Origin of the sequence: Flammeovirga sp. MY04 (genome assembly GCF_001682195.2) — a bacterium.
GTDB classification, from domain to species: domain Bacteria; phylum Bacteroidota; class Bacteroidia; order Cytophagales; family Flammeovirgaceae; genus Flammeovirga; species Flammeovirga yaeyamensis.
The window spans coordinates 642,738-662,154 of record NZ_CP003561.2 but is presented as its reverse complement, the minus strand read 5'-3'; the positions used below and the strand labels follow the sequence as shown (position 1 = coordinate 662,154).

The window sequence follows — 19,417 nt, the reverse complement described above, 5'->3', positions numbered from 1 at the left end:
CGTTAAGCACTTCTAGATAAGTGTATTTTTTTGAAGTATTGAAATGAAAAGTAAACATTAAACCGCTATAGAAGTATGAGATATATTACTCTTCACATTTTAATTTTATGGTCCTTTTGTGCTATTGGACAAACAAACTTACTTCCTGATGAAAGTTTTGAAAACGGATCAATTTCGGGTTCTTATGAGAGTTATTACAATTATGAAGCAAAAACTCTTTGGAGAGCCTGGCCATTTATTGGTTTCGAAATAGATACCGAAGTGAAAAGAACTGGATCAAGATCACTTAAAATCGCATTTCGAGATTATGGAAACGGAACGCCCACATTTCGTAATGAATACTATCCAGATTTGGATGCAGGGAAATACCAATTCTCATTTTATTATAAAACAGATGTAGACCGAGCAGGTGAAACTATTACCGTTGATGTGCACGACGGTAGACAGGGTAGTTCTAGTAGTATTGGCGAACATATCGTGACGATTATTAGTGGTGCCAAAGATGATTTCGTACAATTGCTCATCGAATTTGAGGTAGACGATAGTTACACCACTTTCCTTCCTTACATCAGAATTCCTTATTTAGAAAATGGTGCTTATCTAAATATTGATGATGTGAAATTGGTAAAGTTAGCAACGGAAGCAAAGCCCACTACTCCATCACCAAAAAATGAGGCGACAGCGATTACCTCTTTCGATGTGCAATTGCAATGGTTAAAAGGTATCACTGCTGTAAAAAGTAATGTTTATTTAGGTACCTCATCAGATGATTTAGAACAGGTAGCGACAGATATTACGGATAGTCAAGTAGTTATTGATGATTTAGAAAATGATACAAAGTACTTCTGGCGTGTCGACGAAATCGAAGCCAACGACAATGTGATCGTGGGTGATGTATGGTGTTTCACTACCAAATCATTTTATGATGAATACATGAGTCAGGTACAATCGGGAAAAGTGAAGTCGGAAACCAAAGTAAAATGGACACAATTTGGTCCTGGTAATGCTGGTTTCTCTAATTTCTTGAGATATCATCCTCTACTTCCTGATTTCTGTGTAGAGTCACCGGATATGGGCAATACCTATCAAACTGAAGATAATGGAAAGAGCTGGAAGACCATTAAAGATGTTGATGGTGAAGGTAATTTCTTCCGTTTATACGATTTACAATATTCTACCAAAACCGAAAAATATGCTGTAGCTATTGAGTCTTCTCGACTTTATTTTAGTCAAGATACTGCTCGTAGTTGGACAGAAATTAAAAAATGTCCTTGGTATTCTTTCGAGTTTGATGGTGGTAGAGACGGTCGATCTTGGTACAGAAAAGTATCAGCGGTAGCTATAGATCCAAGTAACAATTTTACATGGTATGTTGGTGCTGGTAATTTCTGTAGAGGTCAGCAACAACTTTGGAGTACGGTGAATAACCCAACAGCTGCCAATCCAAGAGGTAACGAGAATATATATGACAATATCAAATACCAAGGGAAGATTTGGAAGACGACAGATGCGGGTACTACTTGGACGGAACTTACACAAGGGTTAGACGAAAAAGCACAATTCTCACGTATCATCGTTCATCCAACCAATAGTAATATTGTGTTTGCAGGTTCTCAATATGGTTTATTCAGATCAACTGATGCTGGAGCAACATGGACCAACATTGGGGAAGGCAAATTAGATAATAATACCATTATGGATATGGATTATTATTTTGATAAATCTTCAGGTCGTTTTGTTTTGTATGTAGCTGATCAGGTTAGGTATCATGGCAACGGACAAACAACTAGATCGGATGGCGGTATTTTTAAGTCGGACGACAATGGGGCGACTTGGCAAAATATAAATGGAAACTTAGGTCTTGATATTAATCGTCTTACAGGTGGTGTATCGGACAACTATTATCAATATATAGCGAAATGGTTTGATATCACCACAGCGGAAGCGAGAAGTAAGTATCCTACCTTACCTACTGCTGCTTTGCAATATTTCAATTCCTTAAATGTAGATCCTAGCGAAGAAAATGGTTTGTATGTTGGTTTTTATGATGCTCAAATACAAAAATCAATTATTCCGGGTCGTTTATGGAAAACAACCGATGGAGGTACTTCTTGGATCAATATTGCTCGTGATTTTGGACCTGCTTGGGAAAATGATAAGGATTATTGGATAGAAAGAAACAACCCTTACAACGATAATATGGAAGAAGGGCATCAACTTTCCAATCAGCAATGGGGACAAAATTACCCGCTTCGATCGTTACGCTATTGTGCTGTAAATACTAGAGGTGACGTGATGTTGATTTATGCACACAACACTTTTGTAAGTACAGATAAAGGAGAAACGTTCAAGCAAGTAAACGAAACCTACACAAGCAATGGCAATATTATGGGAACGGGTGATAGTAACTTGCCTGGACAGTGTATTTTCCAAGACCGACGTTTGGGTGAAGGTATTCTTTATTTAGGTTCTGGCGAGCATCACTTATGGCGTAGTACAAACGATGGTGTAGATGGAAAACAAGCTGTAAAATACATTCCTCAAACACAGGAAAGTGTCTTTGCAATTTCTACTCACCCATGGGATGTGAACACGGTATACACAACATCTATGCGTCAGAAACATTTGGATAGAATCTATAAATCTACCGATGGAGCCGAGACGTTTGAGGACTGGGGTAAAGCCACAGAAGCCGAAGAATGGATGTGGACGAACAGCATTATTATTGATCCGATCCAACCCAATTATATGTACTTTGGAGTAACACAAGTAGCTGGTTCTGGCGGAGGAAGTGGAACGGATGGTCCTGATAAAGACAAGGAAGGTGGTTTCCATAAATCGACTGATTCGGGGAAAATATTCACTCCAAGTAACAATGGAATGCCTACTAAAATGTGGGTACAAGAATTAGCGTTTGATCCAAGAGACAGTACCTATCAGTCTATTTTTGCCGCTGCCCCATGGAATGAAGAAGTGCGTAAGAATGGAGGTTTATTCCATACGACTGACCGAGGAAATAATTGGACGAAAATAAAAGTGGCAGATTACATCGAAGGCATCAACAGCGTCACTTTCGATCATACAGGAAGACTATATGTAACGGCAGGACGAAGAGCAGGAGATGTAAAAAGTGGCGGATTGTACTATTCTGATGATTATGGACAATCATGGACAAAAGTGTTCGAGTCTCAGTTTATCGAATTCTTTGATGTTTCCCCATTCGATCGTAACCTCTTAGTCATATCTCAAGGAGTTATTACCGCCAATCCTGGCTTCTATTTAAGTAATGATGGTGGCGAAACGTGGATCAAAAGTAACCATACGGTTGGTCAGCCTGACAATATCAATCAAGTAGAATTTGATGTAAATGATCCTACTGTTCTTTGGGCAGCAGTTATGGGTAGCGGTTTTTACAAAGGTGAAATTGAAGGTGGTGAAGCATCGAGACAAATCATTTTAACTCCAGGTACTGCCACTCTAGAAAAGCAGGAGACATTAGAATTGGAAGTTGAAACATTTGATATTTTAGGAGAAATCAAATATAAATCGGCTAACAACACTATTGCTTCTGTCTCAAAAGACGGAATTGTTACGGCTCATAAAAGAGGTGCGGTAAAAATTTGGGCAACATCAGAAGACGATCGTTACTCCGATTTCGTCTACCTAGTTGTTTTAGGAGATGACACAGATCCTCCATTAAGTATCGAAGACACGAAGACTTCAGATTTCCTTGTTTACCCTAACCCGGTAAGAGATATTTTATATCTAAAAGGAAATAGCATCAATGAACCAATGCTATTTAATGTTTACACCATTACAGGTACTTTGGTATCAAGTCAGACTATCCAAGGCACAGGTAAAATTGATGTATCGAAATTGAGAAAAGGTTTATACATCTACAAAGCCAAAGGCAATACTACTGAAGCTACTGGTAAGTTTATTAAAAGATAAGCTGTAGATCGATCATATTTTTTGATGAAACACTCTGTTGATTTTAATATTGGCAGAGTGTTTTTTTTACCCATTTCTCACTCCATAGTTCTTTAGTATTTATCATAATAGTTGGTGAGTATTAATACTGAATTTATAAAATGGAGTATTTATACTCTAATAAAACACTATGATGTTTATGACATTTGTAATGTAATCAATAACAAAATTATCGATTGAGTAGCTAATATCTCTTTTAAGATATTTAATGAGTTAAAAACTTCTACCAAGATATTAGTAACTCTCAAACTAAATAAATATAAAATTGAATAACATTAAAAACTTAAAACAGATTCAATCTTTCGTTAATCAACTTAAGAAAGGAGAACCCAGTGTAAAATCTACTGGAGCTAAAGTCGTTTATATTTCTGATGATTTATATAATGTAGACGGAAGTAGTGACGATCCAAAAAAAATTCCAAATCATGAAGGTGAAAACTGGAATTCGTTACTACAATCATATGATATTGATGGCAATTGCTATGTAACTAATGCTCATGCCCCAGACAATAGCTCACACCCGGACTTTTCTGTTGGTGGTCATATGACAACCAATTCCAATGGTAAAGTTGAAGATGGTGGTATATGCTACCTAATGCCTTTGTGTTCATGGCATAATAACAAAGCTCGAGATGGTGTAAACTTCACACATACTCAAACCAAAATGCTTGAATTGTCTGGATATATGACGGATGAACTACCTGTAACTTTTAAACTCCGTATGCCAAGTGAAGAACCTTATGTAGTATTATTTCATCATGAGGATGAATGGAAATTTGAAAATATTTCATCCCATAAAAAAAATAATCTAAAGGAACATGTTTTTCACAACTACTCTAAATCCCAATCCATTTCTCATTATGTAATCATTGAAAGAAAACAGAATGAAAAAAATGTAGGAATGACTTATGGTTTAATCAAATCAATTTTACCATAATAAACTTAAGGGTACTATACAATAAAACTTATAAAGGAAAATTAAATTCTAAATCAATGGAAAACCAAGACAACAACAAAGACTACAATGTAGTTCTTTATGAAAAACTTTACTCTAAAATCGCTACTGCCCTTGGAGTAACAACACCAATGGGTGAATTAAAACTCGGTGAATCACTTTTGTCAGTCTACAATCCTGGTCAGTATATACCTGTAGGATTAGACCCGGAATCAAAACCAGCTGATAATCAAGAAATTTCACAGATTTTTGATACATCTACTGAATTTAACACAACTTATTCTCCTGTTGCGTTATCTGTTTCAAACGCTTATAAAAGTATTTTGGACTACAAAGTATTCCCATTAGCTGACCTATCTGAAAAAGAAAAAGAAAAGCTACAAGGAGCAATTGAAAGCTATAATTCACTAAAAGAGAAATGTGATGAAGCAATGTATGCTTATTTAGATGCAGAAGATGCATATAATGAAGCGTGGGCTACTTATGAGAACGACAAAATCCCAGCAAATAAGCCTAAAGCTAGCCTTAAGGCAAAAAAAGAAGCTGCAATGCAAAACTGGATTGTAGCAGGAAAAGTGCAACAAGAAACCAATGTAGCAATCATCTCCCAATACCAAGGAAGAGAAGGAGCTGCATTTTGGGAAAAACTTGATCGTATATATGAAGATAATCAAGGAAAACTTGATAATGGGATGGGATTCTGCCCTGTAATAATGGCTCCATCATATAAAAGTTGGCACAAAGAAGAAGGTTGGACAAAATTTGAGTTTAATCAAAAAGATTTAGACAATCAATCCAATTCAAGATCAATAACAGCAGCCGGTAACCTTAGTTTTGACTATGGTATTATTTCTATTAGTGGAGAAGGATCATATAAAGAAGATAAGGGTTATACTAAAATTAATGAAACTAATCTTGTTTTCAAGTGTGAATTAATGAGAGTTACCCTTACTCGTCCTTGGATGAATCCATTATTATTTAACAGTGAAGCTTGGAAATTTTCTGAAAGTGCCCCTGCCGCTGAATATTCAACAGGAGGAAGTATTGTTGAAGGAATTAGACCTACAGGAGCTTTTGTTACATTTCCAACAACTTATATTTTAGCAAGAAATGTAGAGATTATTGGACAGTTCACAAATACTGTTGAAGAAACCTTAAAAAGAAATGTTGAAGCTTCAGCAACAGTTGGAATTGGTCCATTTAGTATTTCAGGAAGAGTAAGTTATGGAGAAGAAGATCATAAGATCCAGGGTACTATAGCTGGTAATAAAATTGAAATTAAGGACACCCAAATTATAGCAGCAATTAGTCAGGTCCTCCCGAAATTACCGAATCCCAATCCAAATTTACCTTGGTCATAATTAATTCAATACAAAGGAGCAAGATTTTATTCTTGCTCCATTTTTCTTATAAAATTATATAGATCAATGAATTACCGTAATAATGAAAATATTGAACCCGTCTTTTTCTCTCAGTTATATAGTAAATTAGCAAAAGCATTAAGTCAATCGGGTGTGGTGGGAAATAACCCATCCTCATTACTATCTATTCAAATTCCTGGAGTAACAGTAGAAACTGGTTTAGATCCAAACGATATAAAAACACAGTATTATATCAGTAATTTTTTAAACTCAACTTTAGAATGTAATTATGTCTCTACAGCAAAATCTGCTTTAGTCTCGGATGTCTATAAATTAATTTTAGATGGAAAAGAAACGGCCATTACCGACCTTTCTGAATTAGAAAAAAAAGAATTACAGAAGGCTGAAAATTACCTATGGCAAGATCAAAAACCTACAACAGCTTTTGAAAAGTACCAATACTATTCAAGAAACTTTTACTGTGCATTAGACGACTTGGAAACAGCCACTGCAACTGAAGACAATGGAGGTAAAAAAATACCAGAAAGTGTAAAAGCGAAATACAATGCTTCTAAAGTAGATTGGGATACTAAAGGGTTTAAAAAGGAAGTAGAAAAGGCTTTAGATACAATTGAACAACTACAGCCGAAAGAAAGATATGTATATTGGAATAATTTGAATAAGCGTTATAATAAGTATACAAAGGAATTAGAAAATGGAAGTAGTTTTCAATACAACACAAGTATTCCTGAATATAAAGATTGGTTTAAACCTGAGTTATGGACACCTTTTGAATTTGATGAGAATGATTATGACAATCAATCAAGATCAGGAGGTCTAGGGATGACTCAAAAACCTTGTTGCTGCTGCCAAAACAAAAAAGATAGGCCTAATTATCAATTAATAAAACATGGTGTTTTAGGGCTTAAAGGAACTACAACCAACCCTATTCCTTCTGTTGAATATAATTCAAGACATCATTCTAGTAATCTATTTGCATCATGGAATGAAAATTCTTTGGATAAAGAAACTGTTTTTGAAAATTCAGGGGCTGATATGAAATACAAAATTTCATTTTCTTTTAAACGAATAAATATTATTAGACCTTGGTTGGATACTAATGTTTTCTTTTCTCGAACTTGGAGGTGGTCTCCAATAAGTATTGGTTATGGAATCAAAGTTTCAACTGGAGGTTCTGTGGCGGGTAACAACCCTGCTACTGGAGTTATGCCTGTTTTACCAACAACTGCACTTTTAGCTAAAGATATAAGGTTTACTTCTTCTGATAAAGAAATTATTAAATGGATAGAAAATGAATTTTCTCAAGGAAAACAAGTAAGATGTGGTCCTTTTAAATTTGATAAAAGCGACAAGGTAACTAATAGTTTAAAAGATGCTTTTCTATTATCATCGACTTCCGCACCTCAAATATTTGGATATATATCCACAATTTTCCCAGAATGCCCTAACCCTGATTTGAGTCTTAAATGGCCATGATTAAACTCTTTTAGGTTTTCATTCAAAATCGAAAATTTCAGTAATGACATAATAAGTAAAAATACTGTTTTTGAATAAAGAGGTATTTACACTCTAATATAACCAATAGAAGTTTATGACATTTGTAACGTAATCAATAACAAAATTATCGATTGAGTAGCTACGATTGGTTTTGATTGCTAAGGCGGAACTGAAAAGCCAAAATAATTAGAGTAGGACAAAAACTAATATTTTTCAAAATGAGTGTCATTAAAATAACAAAGTGTGATAATGAACTAATTCTTGTTGCATCTAATACTCCAGGTAATAGCGAGAGCTATTTAGTCTGTGATGTTAAAAGTGGAAACAACAACCTTGTAGACGTAACTATTAATTTAGTAAAAGGTGATTATAATGGCCCTTTGAAACTAGATGGAGTAAATGGTCCAATTTCAGGAACCCATGAAGTAGCAATTCCTGCTAGTTCTGCAAACCTTGCAATTCTTGGAGTGAACTGGGGTGGACCAACTGATTTAGCAGTTTCGGTTGATGGAAAACCATACACATATAAGAATAATGGTAACCAAGCTTTAGCCAAAGCACTAGGAGATCAACTTGAAGATAATCAAGGAGCTACTCTTACAGGAGTTAAAGTTGCTCTTGAACCGCAACTTTAATTTTGATCAACAATTCATAGTTATAACCAATAATTAGTTTTAGTTATAAATTGAAAATTGATATAAAACCTATGATGCTTTTTATTAGTGTTATAGGTTTTATTATTTAGTTCTAACATATAATCTATTCCGGTATCCATCTGCTGACATAAAAACATCATCGAAATTAATAAACTTATTTTCATGATTATAGAAGTAATGATTGGTATATATGTCTTTTGGTATTATTTAATTAAGCACTCAAGATTACTAAATAAGCAAAATGTTAGCTTATCTGTAATTAACTGATCTTTTAATTCACAGGAAAGTAAAGTTTTGGCAATTCATCAATTTAGCACATACATTTAATATAACCTCTACACGGCAATTGTATCATTTAGAATGTTGTGTATTCGTTTGTATTTCGTTTATTTCCAATTCATATTCCTTACATCGAATTATAAAATTGTCTCTTTCTTCGATTTCTTCAATTCTTTCATCAAAAGGGTCTAGCACAAACCAAATCTTATTTTCTTTGTCAATAAAACATTTTATATTCTCTATATATTGAGAGTTGAATTCAGATTCATAGAGATCTATTACCTCCAACCCTTTTAGATTTAGAATTAATAGGTATTTGTCTTTAATAAACTTTATTAAAATGCTCTCTTCTTGATTGAAAGAATCTGTCTTCCAAATTTTCCAATCCATATGAAACTCCACAACTTCAGAGTCTCTGATTTTTGATTCTATTTCACTAAGTCTTTTCAAATTGATTTATAAGATTTGTTGAAAACAGACAAATATCTGTTTAAATACAACTTAATGTCAGTTCTACAGGTTTTCAAAATTACTTCAGACAAACTGAATTCAATTCGGAAAGCTAAAAATACTTATTATATTCAAAGTTTTATTACCCGCATCTGGATATAGACGTACAACGGTTAGTGTAAAATGTGTTTTAATGTATTTTTACATAGTTTTGTAATTCGTTTTTATTTTCCTATTCAAAGCAATGATACTCAGTACACTTAAAGTTAAGTAAATAATTACCATAAGGAATCCGTTTACACCCATATTCCAATAAATTGCAAATGTTACAAATAACCATAACAAATTACTTACATATCCAAATAGGAAGTTTTTCAGACGGTCTTTTCTATCGATTACCCCAATCAGTTGAACTATTGCAGATAAGATGAGTAGGCTTATTAGAGGAATAATGAAATAAGAAAGATTGTCAAGAAAATCTCTTTCATAATAGTTTCCTACAAATTCTATGTAGTCAATTTCTTGTTGTTTTCTATTTCCACTTAAGTCATTTAAAGTCAAATCTGATTCTCCAATCGGACTATAATATTCTATCTTAAAGTTCGGTTTATGTTTGATGAAAAATTCTGGTTTATAAAATTCAGTATCATATTTTATTCCAATGAAAGTGAACAGTATTATCCCTATAAACAGTTTAATTATAGTCTTTGTCATTTTAATTAAGTTCAACAAAGAATAAACACCATAGCGTTTATCCCTCAAATTTTACAGATATACACCACTGTAGAACCACTAATTTTTCACTCCCTAATGTAGTTAACAACCTTAAATATTCAAATCTGTTTTATACACTATTATAATAAAGATTACAAATAACATTTTAGACATATAACCAATAATAATTACTATTATCTTCCTCATTTTATTAAAACTCAAAGCCGATGAAAAACCAAATACTATTATCAAATTGATTGCTCTTGATGGTGGCATCTCCAAGTTGAGATTCTTCTATCGGGTTAAAATGAAATCTGATTGGAATAGAAACTCTATAGTAAAGACCTTTTATCTTTAGTACATCTGTTTCGGTAAAACTGATAGCTGTTCCAACAGTTAAAGAAGATTGTTTAAGCTGTTCATCTGAGATTGTATGTGTGTATTCATGATCATAATATCCAACAGAAGGTGCGATATAGAGGCTTTTGATTAATACTGGAAAATCGTAGAACAGTTCAAAACCAACTTGTTTTCCTTTGACGTTTTCACCATCGACCGCTTTTGCAAAATCAGATGAGAGATGTTTTTCTGTTAAATAAAGATGGGTGTAAGCGAGCCTTAAGAGATGCTCATTTTTACACCTCACTCCTACTTCACCGCCCAATGACCTGAATTGGTTAAAAACAGCTTCTCCAAAATCATAGGCAATAAAAAGTTTCGGTCTTTTAGTATTAGTGGAGTCCTTTTTTAAATGACCCAACTCAGAAGAATCATCTTTGGTAAAAAGTTGTGTTCTGGATTGCTCTGCTACATCCTGTGCGTTAATCCCAATAGTGTAAAAGCTTAAAAATGCAATGAGTAATAATTTGTGTTTCATGATCTATATTTTTGAAGCAAATCTATAGATCATGCAAGAGGAGCACAATCGGGTAAATGTATGAATTAGACTGAAAAAAAGGATATCATACAAAAGTATGAGAATTGATAATCAACAAATTAACCTCTCATCGAAGCAAGTTGGATAATTCGTTTCTAGTTTTCACTCCACACTTTTTGTAAATATTACTGGCGTGTGTTTTCACTGTAGGCAAAGAAATAAAAAGTTGGTCAGCTATGTTCTGATAAGTTACACCCTTATGAAGTAGTGTGGCAATTTCTTTTTCTCGTTCTGTAAGCGCATAATTCTTAAACTGTTGTTTGTTGGGTTCGACATCATTTTTAATCAAAGATAAACGTTGTAAATCGTCATAAATTTTACGAGCGGCCAAAGCTGAAAAAGCAATGTACATCAAAAAACCAATTTGAAATTGTTGGTACTGTTTTTCAAAGGCATAATGAAAAATGAGATAAATGGGTGTCAATGTTAAGAATACTAGAGCGAAAATCTTGTTCGACTTTTCTAAATGCTGAAACTGTTGAATGGGCTTTGTTTGTCGTTGGATCAACATTGAAACTACTATTGAAACAATTAAAAATATGACTACAGCCCATTGTGCAAATAGTAAGCAGTCGCCCATCCCCATCTATTATGCCTCAAATTCCTGACTTAATTTTACATCATCATTAAAACGTAGATATTATGTCAAAAAAAGCAGAAATGTATGCTCATATAGCATCATGGAAAATTAGTGGTTTACAACAAAAAGCTTATTGTCAACTTCATTCAATTAAGCTATCCACTTTTCATTATTGGGTAGTAAAACAACGTAAAGAAAATACAAATCCAGCTAAGGGGAGTTTCATCCCTGTCAAAGTACCGAAGAAGGTTGAACAGACCTTTAAGACCGTTACTCTCGAATATCCCAATGGAGTAAAACTCCATCTTTCAGATCGAGAACTATTAAAAGAAGCAATTCATTTTTTCTAATGTTATCTCTTCGTAATACAGATCACATTTATCTGTACAGTAAATTTACAGATATGCGAAAAGGGTTTAATGGTTTGAGTAATATCATTATTTCTACGATGGATTTATCGGTAACAAGTGGAGATATCTTTGTTTTTATCAACCGGAGTAAAGACAAGATTAAACTTCTTAGGTTTGAAAGAGGAGGTTTTTGCTTATACTATAAACGACTGGAAAGAGGTAGGTTTGAACTTCCTAAAGGTTTTGGAGAACGCAAAAATATAGCACTAACCTCTACTGAAATGATGATGATATTTGAAGGTGTTTCTTTAGAAAAAAGAGGTCAAAAAGTACGTTTTTAGTATTAAAATCGCTACTTTTGTAAAGTGAGTAAGGATGATAAAATAGCGAATTTAGAACAAGAAAATGCACAACTGAAGACACAGTTGTCAATGCTTCAAAGTATGCTTTACGGTTCTAAATCAGAGAAACGAAAACAAGCGGATATACCCGATAATCAGCTCTCTATTTTCGCTCAAGACAAAGAGCAGAAAACGGAGCCTTCTCAGGAGATTACCGTTCCTGCTCACAAACGCAAAAAGAAAAAGCCTGTACGAACAGCTTTACCAGAGCACCTGGAACGTGTAGAAGAAGTGATTGAACCTGATCACGATTTGGATGGATGGCATAAAGTGGGTGAAGATGTCACGGAAGTACTCGAATGCGAGCCTGCCCGTTTATTCGTTCGTAGAATTATTCGCCCTCGTTACGTTCGTGATGCAGATCAAGAGAACAGCGAGTTTAGTCAAGCAAATTTACCATCAGATTTACCATTTCCTAAGTCAAGTACATCGGCAAGTTTAGCCGCACAGATGGTCGTGAGTAAATTTATCGATCATATCCCCATCCATCGTTTTATCAAGCAATTTGAAAGACAAGGTGTTTATCTAAAAAATACAACGCTCATAGACTTACAAAAAAGAACGGCGGATAAACTGAGTATTTTATACGACACACTCACTCAAAAAATACAGCAAAGTAACTACCTCCAAATCGATGAATCGACCATAAAGGTGATGGGAACAGGTAAAAAAGGAAAACCACACCAAGGATATATGTGGTATTACCTTGATCCTAAAGCCAAATTATTATCGATTCATTATGCAAGCGGCCGAGATCGGAAATATTTAAAAGAACATCTGCATAATTTTTCAGGTTATGCTCAAACCGATGGCTATAAAGCTTACGATTATTTTGATCAGACAACAACAATTACACAGCTCAATTGTTGGGCCCACGCACGTCGATACTTTTTTGAAGCACATAAAGGTGGAGATAAAAGGGCATTGGAGGCGGTGAACCTTATTGGTCAGCTCTACGAACTGGAAAAATCACTGAAAGAAGAATCTAATCCAAAAATCATCTATCAGCAAAGGCAAAAGTATGCTCTTCCAGTAATCAATACACTTTTTGAGTGGGCAAAAAAGCTAACCGTCTTACCTAAATCTCAGTTAGGAAAAGCAATACATTATCTTCTCAATAGAGAAAAAGGACTCCGAATGTACTTAACTGACGGTAAACTTTTGATTGATAACAACCCCATAGAAAATAAAATTCGTCCACTTGCTATTGGTCGAAAAAATTACATGTTTGCAGGAAATGAAGAAGGAGCAAAACAAGCTGCCATGTTCTATGCCTTTTTTGCAACAGCCAAAATGAACGACATTGAACCTTTTGAATGGCTAAAATCAACGCTAGAAAAAATAGATGATCAGCCAATCAATAAAATTGAGGAATTACTGCCGGTGAAGTAGTATTTAGCGGGATGGGCGATTGCTTACCTCTTTTTGAAATTGTTCCGTTAGAACTAAATCTACCTACTACAAAATAAATATCAGGGAAAACCGCATCAGGATATACATCTTTAAATGCCTTATTGTTAGCATAAATCTTCTGTTTTAGATCGTCAATGTTTGTAATGTCCTCCCTAATTGATTTATAAAACTCTTGATGCTTAATAATAAATCTTGAGAACTTATCTAGGTCATTAATTTTAAGCTTATAAAAGTCCTTTAAACCTTTCGTCCCCACAGAAAAGTATTTCTCCTTAAAAATCTGATTTGCATTGGCTGTATCCTTTAATACTAAGTCGAAGGCAGTATAAAAGTTCTCTATATCGGAAGTGTATAGTTTTGGTGCTGCTGGATCTGGTGATGTTTTAGAGAAAGCAGATAAAGAGATTAAAAGTAAGAGAAGTAGTGTATTAGTTTTCATGTTTTGGTGTTTTTATATTCGAATGTAAAAAATTATTATTCAAATTTTTTGTGATTGCTATTCCAATAGCTTTTAATAAAGCCAAACTTTTCATCGTAATAACCCGGTTCACGTAAAATTGAATCTATTAATTGGTAGTGAGTTCCTTTTACTTTTGAAATAAATATTCCGGTATTTTTATTAGAAGTTTCACAACCTATTCCATGTATATTACCGAGCTTAACCACTTCAAAATCTTTTAGTATAAATAGATCACTGTCCCAGTCCCAATCAGCACAACCACTTTTATGATAGGAATAATAAATACCAGTTTTGTCTATTTCAGTTGGAGAAGGAAATTTTGGAAAATCCTTTACCAATTTAAAGTTTTTGTCATTTGGATTATACAATGCTAAATCAAAAGCCTCGGGTGTATTAGACATGTAACCAAACAAAATATCATCATATCCATCATTATTAAAATCAATAAACTTAGCTGAATACACCCATTCATCATGTTGATACACTGTATCCTTTTTCTCATTAATTACATAATAATTGGTTTGGGAATTATGGCAACCTATTAAGGTTTCTTGGTTGATTAATATAGTATCACATTTGACATATTCATCATCCCAATTTCCGTTATTATCTATTTCAATAAATCTTTTGATTGTTGGAAACATAATAAGTAAAATTATTATGAAACTTATAGAACCAATGATAATTTTTAATTTAGAACTCATTTTTTTAATTCAGCTTCAAATAATTTAGATAATTGTTTTTTAGAATAATTACTATCGAACTTAAATGATCCTATCATAACTCCATAACCAGCCAACAACATCGCAAAGGGTTGCCATATTGTTGGATCAAATAATTCTTTTTCTAAGTTTGACATTAAAAATGGGTAAAAAATAAAAGCGAGTACGCCACACCATAACAAAATAAAAACTAAAGCTATAGGTTCAAGACTCATTTTTATCTTGATTTCGGTTACCCCAAAATTTTCTTCAACAACTCCATCAATTTTTGGTAAAAAAGAATTCTTATTTTGTGTCATTCTAATAATACTAAATTCGTTTCCAATAACACTCCCTTCATATATTATATTATTACGCCTATCTGATAATTTAGACCTTCTAATACCATATTCTGGAACAGTAATTTTATTAATTCTATAAATTACTTCCTCAGAGTCTAGTTTTGTTTGGTACGTTATTTTTTCAAATGGTATGAAGTACTTTATTAGTATCATGATTTGCTATTTTGTATTGATAAATATCTAGTTTAAAGATACTTCCATAACAGGAATTCCATTTTTTATTTCATGTATTGTTCCAGAAAAAGAATATATCTGATGCTGAATTAAAGATGCTTGTTTTTCTTCCTCCTCCATTTTAATAAATGCAATGGTGATGGGTAATTTAATATATTCTTCAAGTTCCTCAGGATACTTGATATCCCCTGAAAGTAGTTCTACATGGTATCCACTCCATTTACCCGTAAAATCTGTGGAGTATTTACAAGGGCAAACATCTACCCATTTTGTTTTATCATAATTACTATTTGTTATTTGAAAGTCCCTAAAACACCTTTCATAAAAAAGACAACCATTCCATTTATACTCATCACTTCTTAAATAAGTAGCTTTGAGTACAACCAAAAAAGTAAAAATAAAATAAAAGTTGAGCATTAAGAGTTGTGGCGCGATCCCTCCTTTATAATATTTTTGAAACAAATATACATATAGTACCGTCCCTGATATTAAAAAGAAATATCCTAATATATCCCCAAGTCCCATTCCAAAGGATATATGTTTATAAAATAATCCTAGTAAACATATGATAATTAAAAAAGAAAGAAGAATTAAGTTTAGTACTCTTAAAAATTTCATGGTTTAGTTTAGAAGTTTGCTACTATGTTCTTATAGTTTGTTTATTTCCTATAGAGTTGATAATTTCATCTTTATCTCTTACACTATATAATTCATCTACCGTTTTTTTCCAACTATCATAAGTTTGCAAGACATCATTAATGATTTCAGTTTTACCTAATTTATCTGAAAGAATTAAAAAGCAAACAAGCTCATTTAATTTTCAATCACCCTATATCAAAGTAAAACCAAGTTTTTTCCCTAACCCCTCTTCGAATATTTTAAATAATGTTGAAATTTGTATATCAATTTTACCATTTTCCAAACGAGAGATATAACTTTTCTTTGTTCCTGTTCTTGATGCTAACTCTTCTTGGGTTAAGTGAGCTTCTTTTCGTGCTTCTTTAATCATTTCTCCAATCACAAATGCTTTTGCTTTTACTTCAAAATCATCTCTTTTATCTGAACCAAGTTTTCCATATTTTATATCAAGAAGTTCATCAAAATTCTGTGCATCTTTGATCTCTTTCATAGTCATTCACTTTTCTTTGTTTTAAAATACTCTTGTTTCAATTTTAGTGCTTTTGAAATTTCATTTTTCGGTGTTTTTTGACTTTTCTTCTGGAATCAATTAAACAGAATTACAATCCGTCCTTCGTCAAAGCAACAAAAAACTCTGTAAATATCACTACCACTTTAATTCTAATTTCATATAAACCATTTGTACCTTCAATGTGATTAAGAAATTTTTGTGGTATTCTATCAACTGTCCGTATTACCTGAAACACATATTCTATCTTCTCTTGAGCATTTGAATCAAGAGATAAATAGAAATTAACAAAATGTTTTTCATAAAATTGAATTTCTCTTGTCATTACACAAAGTTAACAAGTTTGTAAACTATTTCAAAATCTTAAATGATCACATATTCCTAATTGAGCTTAGAATTTAGCTCACCTACAACACTCCTCTCGCCTTCAACTCCAAATACTTATTAATCGTATCTACAGTCAAATTCTCAGGTGTAGTCAAGATTGTTTGAATACCGTTTTGTTGTAACTGTCTAGCGATCATTTTCTTTTCTAAAATATTCTCCTCTTGAAGAGCTTTTAGGTAAATTTCTCCCATGGTTGTTAATCTCTTATTCGATATTACAATCAAATGTCTTCTAATTTTCTTTGGTGAAATTATTATTTCTTCTTACTCATCATAAACTTTTAAGTTGCTTAAAGTAATTAATGGGTATCAACTAAACCTTAATTATTATCAATATTCATTTATTTTATGAGGTAACCCTTACTATGACTTCCACTTACCTCTTTTTCCATGATTCCTTTTTAAAAAAGTTTTATTAAATGATAATAATAGAGAATCAGATTTAAAGAAATAAATAGGAGGATAATTTTTAAAGCTTGCCATAGATAATCATACCGAGATTTTGAATTATCTGACTTCACATACTCAGGGAAATCTTTATTTAAATAAAGGTCTACCTCATCACCTACTTCATGGTCTTCATTTCTTTTATCGGTATCAGAATAAAATGTAAAAAAATTATATGGTTGATAAAAAATGTCTTTAAAAGAATATGATACCTTAAATTTATAGCCAAAAATTTCCCCACTTTCATACTCTTTTAAGGTAATAGTCCCGCGTATCTTTTCCATATTACTTTCAAAATTCTGCTTTTTTAGGTTTTTATACTTTCGGTGTATGAAAACTAATAACATCAGAAAAAAATTCATCGAAGTATTAATAACTAATGAATCTAACGGCCTTAGGATGAAACAAAATAGATATAAAAGAAAAATAAATGGATACCTATAAATAAATAACTCTAGGATATTCAGTAGACTATAATTTCTATGAACTTTTAATAAAAATGGCGTATCAAAAGTAAAATGATAGTTTTTAAAACAGTATTTATACTTATGAGAAAAACCAGTATCGATTTTTTTAATTTCGTTTAAGGTCATAGAAATAATTTTTTGTTACTATTAAGAACTAATTATTTTTAACATCGCTTTCCAACCCCATAATTTCTACCATAATACAATGACTCAAAATATTAGATTTTTTTTGATTCTATACTTCATCTAATTTCATTAATCAGCCATTGATCGTCTTGCTTCACAACAATAACATGAAACTTTAAGGCCGCTGAATGAATAGTAATATCAGCTCCATATTTATTTGGATTGATGTATTCTCCATTTTCAATAATAAATTCACGATGACTTTCAAATGAATTAGCTAACCAAAAATCTGATTGGACATCACACATAAGATCTTCAATATCCGAAATATCATCAATTGCTTGAAATTCCTTGAAACTTAATTTCGATAAATTTGATAGACAATCCGACCACTGATTACGATACTTATCCAATAATTGTTTTGATACATTATTTTTTGATAGAACCTCCTCTACTTCTTTTAAATTTAAAGTTGTGAATTCATTTTCTTTTTTTACGAATGTAGGTTGAACCTCCTCTCTCCCTCCATTCAAATACCATGTGTAAAAACTTTCAATTACTTGTTCTGGTTGATCATTCTTTGAAGAGATAGGAAATTTAATATTAAGATAAGTGATAATTTCAGCATCATTATTTTATATTGTTTAGTTAATTTTTTTCATCACTCCTTTAAACTCTCTCATATAATTTTCCTTACTAATTATAGAAGAATAGCTGAAAGTTGAATGATCAATAGGTTCAATAGTAACTGTAAGAGTATCGCCAATTTTTATAAATCCTTCTTTGTTCAAAGTAGATTCAGTGAATATTAATTTATACTCACAATCTGACATCCATTTCAAGTCATAAGTTAGCGTATCTCCTTTTTCCAAATCAATACCAATTTGTTTATCGCTTGTTCTAAATGCAATATGTTTTGGGTCAAATTGCTTCTCTTCTTTATTGAAATAAATAAATCTCCCTTCTTTGAATCTATTGCAATTATTGTTTGAACTAACACAACTAAAGAGTATAATATAAATCACAAAAAAAATTACAGATTTCATATATTCTAATCTAACGTTATTCCACTTTTCTTTGCAGCAATTATTATTGCTTCTTGCTCTGCATAGAGCATATCTTTTGGTCCCTCAGCCATTTTTATAATTTTGAATAATTGTTGATAATCATACTCAATTACAGGATTTTGTAACTCTTTTGTTACAAGCATAATATATTTCCATCCAAGTTTATGTAATACTTGGTTTAATAGATTAACATCTTTAATTAACACTTTATGGATTAACTCATTACTCCACTCTCCAAATTCTACATTATTTATGCATGAGGAATCCAGAGTACATACTAATGAATACACTAAATCAAAATTTAATGACTCCAATCCTTGCTCAACAGTTTTTAAAGTTTGTATATCGCATTTTGTACAGTTTTGAGCTTGTACTTCTACATAACATAATGTTACTAAGATTACGAATATAATTTTAATTATGAATCTCATCTGATTATGCTTGAAAAATGTTTATTGAAAGTAATTGAGCGTTAT

The 19,417-nt window shown here is 32.4% G+C and carries 23 protein-coding genes; 8 read left to right on the top strand and 15 right to left on the bottom strand.

Annotated elements, in window-relative coordinates; translation table 11 throughout:
* The first annotated feature begins 75 nt into the window (after positions 1-75).
* The 5 genes from MY04_RS22625 to MY04_RS22605 all read left to right on the top strand — a co-directional run bounded on the left by MY04_RS22625 (position 76) and on the right by MY04_RS22605 (position 8,459).
* Positions 76-3,951, top strand: a complete 3,876-nt coding sequence (locus MY04_RS22625; RefSeq protein ID WP_066214624.1) for a VPS10 domain-containing protein — start codon at positions 76-78, stop codon at positions 3,949-3,951.
* Positions 3,952-4,255: 304 nt separating this feature from the next.
* On the top strand, positions 4,256-4,927 hold the full coding sequence (locus tag MY04_RS22620) for a hypothetical protein (RefSeq protein WP_066214623.1): 672 nt from the start codon (positions 4,256-4,258) through the stop codon (positions 4,925-4,927).
* 56 nt (positions 4,928-4,983) lie between these two features.
* Positions 4,984-6,306 carry a hypothetical protein gene (locus MY04_RS22615; protein WP_066214622.1) on the top strand — a complete coding sequence of 441 codons (1,323 nt, stop codon included), beginning with the start codon at positions 4,984-4,986 and terminating at the stop codon, positions 6,304-6,306.
* A gap of 66 nt (positions 6,307-6,372) precedes the next feature.
* Positions 6,373-7,803 carry a hypothetical protein gene (locus MY04_RS22610; protein ID WP_066214620.1) on the top strand — a complete coding sequence of 477 codons (1,431 nt, stop codon included), beginning with the start codon at positions 6,373-6,375 and terminating at the stop codon, positions 7,801-7,803.
* A 239-nt stretch (positions 7,804-8,042) separates the two neighbouring features.
* Entirely contained in the window at positions 8,043-8,459 is a 417-nt protein-coding gene (locus MY04_RS22605; protein ID WP_066214618.1) for a hypothetical protein, read from the top strand.
* 372 nt (positions 8,460-8,831) lie between these two features.
* On the opposite strand, the gene MY04_RS22600 is transcribed toward MY04_RS22605, so the two are convergent.
* From MY04_RS22600 to MY04_RS22585, 4 genes are all read right to left on the bottom strand, one after another.
* Positions 8,832-9,209, bottom strand: coding sequence for a hypothetical protein (locus tag MY04_RS22600; protein WP_066214616.1), 378 nt, complete (start codon positions 9,207-9,209; stop codon positions 8,832-8,834).
* 201 nt (positions 9,210-9,410) lie between these two features.
* Positions 9,411-9,923 carry a hypothetical protein gene (locus MY04_RS22595; protein WP_066214615.1) on the bottom strand — a complete coding sequence of 171 codons (513 nt, stop codon included), beginning with the start codon at positions 9,921-9,923 and terminating at the stop codon, positions 9,411-9,413.
* A 211-nt stretch (positions 9,924-10,134) separates the two neighbouring features.
* On the bottom strand, positions 10,135-10,800 hold the full coding sequence (locus MY04_RS22590) for a hypothetical protein (RefSeq protein ID WP_066214613.1): 666 nt from the start codon (positions 10,798-10,800) through the stop codon (positions 10,135-10,137).
* Positions 10,801-10,927: 127 nt separating this feature from the next.
* Complete coding sequence (locus tag MY04_RS22585) at positions 10,928-11,440, bottom strand: helix-turn-helix domain-containing protein (RefSeq protein WP_236941125.1); 513 nt, start codon at positions 11,438-11,440, stop codon at positions 10,928-10,930.
* Between the two features lie 62 nt (positions 11,441-11,502).
* Here MY04_RS22585 and tnpA point away from each other — a divergent pair, with 62 nt between their 5' ends.
* Genes tnpA through tnpC form a run of 3 tightly spaced genes read left to right on the top strand, consistent with a single transcriptional unit; the run spans position 11,503 to position 13,583 of the window.
* A complete protein-coding gene (tnpA, locus tag MY04_RS22580; RefSeq protein ID WP_066207661.1) occupies positions 11,503-11,790 on the top strand; it encodes an IS66 family insertion sequence element accessory protein TnpA in 288 nt (95 codons plus the stop codon).
* The gene (gene tnpB, locus MY04_RS22575) at positions 11,790-12,131 is read left to right on the top strand and encodes an IS66 family insertion sequence element accessory protein TnpB (RefSeq protein WP_066214610.1); all 342 of its coding nucleotides are present in this window, start codon (positions 11,790-11,792) and stop codon (positions 12,129-12,131) included. Before tnpA ends, tnpB begins: the two co-directional genes overlap by 1 nt.
* A 24-nt stretch (positions 12,132-12,155) precedes the next feature.
* Entirely contained in the window at positions 12,156-13,583 is a 1,428-nt protein-coding gene (gene tnpC, locus MY04_RS22570) for an IS66 family transposase (RefSeq protein ID WP_066214608.1), read from the top strand.
* On the opposite strand, the gene MY04_RS22565 is transcribed toward tnpC, so the two are convergent.
* The 11 genes from MY04_RS22565 to MY04_RS22515 form a co-directional block, all read right to left on the bottom strand.
* On the bottom strand, positions 13,549-14,043 hold the full coding sequence (locus MY04_RS22565) for a hypothetical protein (RefSeq protein ID WP_066214606.1): 495 nt from the start codon (positions 14,041-14,043) through the stop codon (positions 13,549-13,551). The two genes, tnpC and MY04_RS22565, sit on opposite strands and share 35 nt — an antisense overlap.
* Before the next feature lie 35 nt (positions 14,044-14,078).
* Positions 14,079-14,768, bottom strand: a complete 690-nt coding sequence (locus tag MY04_RS22560; protein ID WP_084006075.1) for an XAC2610-related protein — start codon at positions 14,766-14,768, stop codon at positions 14,079-14,081.
* Entirely contained in the window at positions 14,765-15,280 is a 516-nt protein-coding gene (locus MY04_RS22555; RefSeq protein WP_066214604.1) for a hypothetical protein, read from the bottom strand. Before MY04_RS22555 ends, MY04_RS22560 begins: the two co-directional genes overlap by 4 nt.
* A gap of 27 nt (positions 15,281-15,307) precedes the next feature.
* Complete coding sequence (locus MY04_RS22550; protein ID WP_066214602.1) at positions 15,308-15,919, bottom strand: hypothetical protein; 612 nt, start codon at positions 15,917-15,919, stop codon at positions 15,308-15,310.
* A gap of 211 nt (positions 15,920-16,130) precedes the next feature.
* Entirely contained in the window at positions 16,131-16,430 is a 300-nt protein-coding gene (locus MY04_RS22545) for a helix-turn-helix domain-containing protein (RefSeq protein ID WP_066216715.1), read from the bottom strand.
* Between the two features lie 109 nt (positions 16,431-16,539).
* The gene (locus MY04_RS22540) at positions 16,540-16,773 is read right to left on the bottom strand and encodes a hypothetical protein (protein WP_236941124.1); all 234 of its coding nucleotides are present in this window, start codon (positions 16,771-16,773) and stop codon (positions 16,540-16,542) included.
* A gap of 82 nt (positions 16,774-16,855) precedes the next feature.
* Positions 16,856-17,026, bottom strand: a complete 171-nt coding sequence (locus MY04_RS22535) for a hypothetical protein (RefSeq protein ID WP_158297860.1) — start codon at positions 17,024-17,026, stop codon at positions 16,856-16,858.
* Between the two features lie 209 nt (positions 17,027-17,235).
* On the bottom strand, positions 17,236-17,874 hold the full coding sequence (locus MY04_RS28125; protein WP_066214600.1) for a hypothetical protein: 639 nt from the start codon (positions 17,872-17,874) through the stop codon (positions 17,236-17,238).
* A 116-nt stretch (positions 17,875-17,990) separates the two neighbouring features.
* Positions 17,991-18,407 carry a hypothetical protein gene (locus MY04_RS22525; RefSeq protein WP_066214597.1) on the bottom strand — a complete coding sequence of 139 codons (417 nt, stop codon included), beginning with the start codon at positions 18,405-18,407 and terminating at the stop codon, positions 17,991-17,993.
* Between the two features lie 111 nt (positions 18,408-18,518).
* Complete coding sequence (locus tag MY04_RS22520) at positions 18,519-18,920, bottom strand: hypothetical protein (RefSeq protein ID WP_066214596.1); 402 nt, start codon at positions 18,918-18,920, stop codon at positions 18,519-18,521.
* Positions 18,921-18,925: 5 nt separating this feature from the next.
* Positions 18,926-19,372: a hypothetical protein gene (locus tag MY04_RS22515; protein WP_066214592.1), complete on the bottom strand. Its 447-nt coding sequence runs from the start codon at positions 19,370-19,372 to the stop codon at positions 18,926-18,928.
* Positions 19,373-19,417 lie beyond the last annotated feature (45 nt).